Raw genomic sequence first — 4,337 nt, forward strand, 5'->3', positions numbered from 1 at the left:
TACAAATGGAGCCGGTAGGCATACAGAAATCCGTTGATGAGTTGGCACATTCTTCAAAAGTACAAGAAAATGCATCTTTTACAAAAAGGTTAAAGTTATCGGATTTATCGCAGCGTCCGCTAGCACCAAACGAGGATGTTAAACCGTTAGCTGAAGAAAAAAAGTATTCGATGGCTGAGTTAAATCAATTAAGTAACAAACAATTAACTGATCTTCTTGTGACAATTAATTGGTATCAAATTCCGGAATTATTTCAGTTTAATAGTGATAGTCTCAAATTCTATCAAGATGATAGCCGAATGCAAGCGATTATTAATAAACTAGCAGAACAAGGACAAGCTTATACGAAAGATGATTCAAAAGGGATTGAAACATTAGTAGAAGCTCTACGTGCAGCATTTTATTTAGGTTTTTACCATGATGAATTAAGCAAATTAAATGAGCGTAGCTACCATGATAAATGTTTACCGGCTTTAAAAACAATTGCAAAAAATCCGAATTTCAAACTTGGTACATCAGAACAAAATAAAGTTATTTCATCATATGGAAAATTAATTGGAAATGCATCGGCTGATGTTGAAACGGTTTTATATGCAGGCGAAATTTTTAAACAATATAACGATAACCTTGCAACTTTCATTGAAGACCGAACAAAAGGAGACGCTATATATGAGTTGATGAAGGGAATTGACTTTGATATTCAGACGGATATGTACACGACTGGAAAAGAGCCGAAAGATACGATGTGGTATCGAAATATCGATAACTTTATTAATGAAGTAAGTCGTTTCGCACTAATTGGTACTGTATCAGATAAAAATGGATGGTTAATTAATAACGGAATTTACTATGCTGGTCGATTAGGAAAGCTTCATAGTACGCCAACAAAAGGACAACAAGTTGTTACAGATGCAATGCGAATTTATCCATTTTTAGGAGAGCAATACTTTGTTGCAGCAGAACAAATTACTACAAATTATGGCGGATTAGATGCGAACGGAAAAACTGTGAATTTAGATCAAATTCGAGAAGAGGGTAAAAAGAAATATTTACCGAAAACGTATACGTTTGATGATGGAGCAATTGTCTTTAAAGCTGGGGATAAAGTTAGCGAAGAGAAAATTAAACGTCTATACTGGGCGGCAAAAGAAGTACGCTCTCAATTTTATCGTACAGTTGGTAGTGATAAACCACTTGAAAGTGGACATGTTGATGACGTGTTAACAATGGTTATTTATAATAGTCCAGATGAATATCAATTTAACCGTCAATTGTATGGATATGAAACGAATAATGGTGGAATGTACATTGAAGGAACGGGAACTTTCTTTACATATGAACGTACACCACAGCAAAGTATTTATAGTTTGGAAGAATTGTTCCGCCATGAATTTACACACTACTTACAGGGAAGATACGAGGTTCAGGGATTATGGGGCCAAGGGGAAATGTATCAAAATGAACGTTTAACATGGTTTGAAGAAGGGAATGCGGAGTTCTTTGCAGGTTCAACGCGATTAGATAGTGTAGTACCGCGAAAAAGTATAATTGGTGGATTATCTAATGATCCTGCAAAACGATACACAGCAGCACAAACATTAAATGCGAAATATGGAACGTTTGATTTTTATAACTATTCGTTTGCATTGCAATCATATATGTATAATAACCGTCCTGAAATGTTCGATAAAGTGCATGATTTAATTCGTGCTAATGATGTTTCAAGTTACGATGCATACCGTTCTACATTAAGCAAAGATAATAAATTAAATGAAGAATATCAATCTTATATGCAAATGCTTATTGATAATCGTGATAAGTATACAATTCCACAAGTATCAGATGAGTACTTAGCGCAGCATGATCCAAAATCGCTTTCGGACGTTACTTCAGATATCACTAATGAAGCAAAGTTAAAAGATGTGAAAGTAACAAAGAATAAATCACAATTCTTTAATACATTTACACTACAGGGGACATATACTGGAAGTGCGGCAAAAGGAGAGATTGAGGATTGGAAAGTAATGAATCAAGCAACAAATGATATGTTGAAACGTCTTTCAGGAAAAGCGTGGACTGGATATAAAACATTGACTGCTTATTTTGTAAATTACCGTGTAAATAATGCTGGACAATTTGAATATGATGTTGTATTTAGCGGGCTGAATACGGAAGAAGGTACGGCTGTAGAAAAAGAACCGAATAATTCATTTGATACAGCGAATCCACTATCTTTGAACATTTTGTTAAGAGGAAACTTAAGCGATCAAGATCAGGGGGATAAATTTGTTATTGATGTAAAGGATCAAAAAGATTTACAGATTTCTGTTACGAACGAACAAAACCTTGGACTGAACTGGGTATTATATTCTGAATCAGATCTAAATAATTATGTAGCTTATGCAACAAAACGTGATGGAAACAAATTGCTTGGAAATTATAATGCGAAGCCAGGGAAATATTACTTAAGTGTATATAAGTATGGCGGTGGAACAGGGAATTATACAGTGCAAGTAAAATAATTTACTATAGTTTGTTTTGAAAGGCTACTTATTGCATTTTTTAGCTAAGTAAAGTAGTTAATGTTAAACATTAAACTACTTCAATATACCCCTGTTCTAATTATAGAACAGGGGTATATTGGCTTTATATTTTTAAATTAAATAACCTCATTGGATTTTGACAAGAAAATAATTAATATAGATTTGAATTCTCATTCGTAAAGCATGTTTTAATCTTCTTAATGCTCTTTCATTTTTGTCTCAATGCTTGTTTTCAAATCAGTTGATACTTGATCGAAATACCCCAAAACTATCTTCCTAATATCATTGGATATAACTTTCAAATCATTAGCTAAATTTTCAGCAAGATGTTCTTTTTCAATGTGTGATAACTTCGCATAAAATTCACCAGCCTGCCCAAAATCATCTTGCTTAGTTATAGAAGTTCTTTCGAGTTTTCCTTCAACGTATCTTCCGTCACCGCTTGTAATTTGATTAGCGGGTGTCCAATCTTGCTGTTGGTTGATCGCTAATTTACGAAATTCGGGTCCAATTCTTCTTCTTTGAGAATCACTATAAATATTAGCACGACCTTGCAGCATTTTATCATCTGATAGTTCTGCACCGTCTAGTAAATTAGAAGGGGAGAAGGAGACTTTTTCTACTTGTTCCATATAATTTTCAGGATTTTTATTTAATACCATTTTGCCTACGGGCATAAGAGGATACTCCTTTTCATCCCATACTTTTGTATCATCTAAAGGGTCATAAGAAAGATGTGCTTCATCTTTTGGATCCATGAGCTGGACATATAAACCATATTCCACTGGTTTACCAGCCTCAATTGCATCGTATAAATCTTTTCCACTATAATCAGGATTTTCGGCAGCTAGTTTATTTGCTTCCTCACTAGTAATGGATTGTACACCTTCAAATGGATACCAATGATACTTTACATACTTTCGATAACCTTGAGCATTTCTCCAAACATATGTATTTACACTATGTCCTGGGATGTGGCGAAGACTTTTTGCCGTACCAGCATCAGAGTATAAACGGACAACAAAATGAATGGATTCGGGTGCTCTAGCGACAAAACTCCAAAATCTATTAGGATCTAGTAAGTTATTTTTAGGTGAAGGCAATAACGCGTTAATAGTTTCAGGGAAACGCATCGGATCACGAACAGAAAAGACAGGAAGGTGATTACATAAAAGATCAAATACGCCTTCTTTTGTATAAAATTTTGTAGCAAAACCGCGTACATTTCTAGAAGTATCAGGTGTTCCTTTCGTACTAACAGCTAATGAAAATCGCACCATAACAGGAATTTTCTCATTTGAATTTTGTAAAAAGCTTAGTTTTGTATGTTCAGACATCGGATATATCGTTTGAAAATAACCGAATGCACCAAATCCTTTTGCATGAACAGGTCTTTCTAAAATTTTTTCATGGATAAATTCTTGTAACGCCTCGTGCAGTACATTATCTTGCTTTAAAATAGGTCCACGTGAACCAACTGTTTGAGAGTGAAGTTTAGCTGGTTCATTAAGTTCTCGATTGCTATTTAAGTCTTCTCCTAATAAAGATTGCCTCTGTTTATCATGTTTTTCATTCATCGACATAGCCTCCAAAAATTTTTCGTTGATTGTTACTAAATATGATTCTTTAGCCTTGATTATGTATTACATACGAAGTTCAAATTAGTAACATACCGCTAGATGAAAAAAACGTATATGTAGTGGACCTGTTGAAATAGAAGAAATTATGGAAAAATGAATATCGGAAAGAGAAATAACACGTTTTGGTAAAAAGGTGGAAAACCCACTGTTAAAA

General features: G+C 34.2%; 2 protein-coding genes. One reads left to right on the plus strand and one right to left on the minus strand.

Annotated elements, in window-relative coordinates; all coding sequences use genetic code 11:
* Positions 1-2,522: collagenase (locus V7038_RS26365; RefSeq protein ID WP_335695870.1), on the plus strand; the 2,522-nt coding region annotated here is incomplete at its 5' end.
* A 218-nt stretch (positions 2,523-2,740) separates the two neighbouring features.
* On the opposite strand, the gene V7038_RS26370 is transcribed toward V7038_RS26365, so the two are convergent.
* A complete protein-coding gene (locus V7038_RS26370) occupies positions 2,741-4,120 on the minus strand; it encodes a catalase (protein ID WP_002110536.1) in 1,380 nt (459 codons plus the stop codon).
* Positions 4,121-4,337 lie beyond the last annotated feature (217 nt).

The sequence above is a fragment of the Bacillus sp. JJ783 genome (assembly GCF_036963225.1).
GTDB lineage: Bacteria > Bacillota > Bacilli > Bacillales > Bacillaceae_G > Bacillus_A > Bacillus_A cereus_U.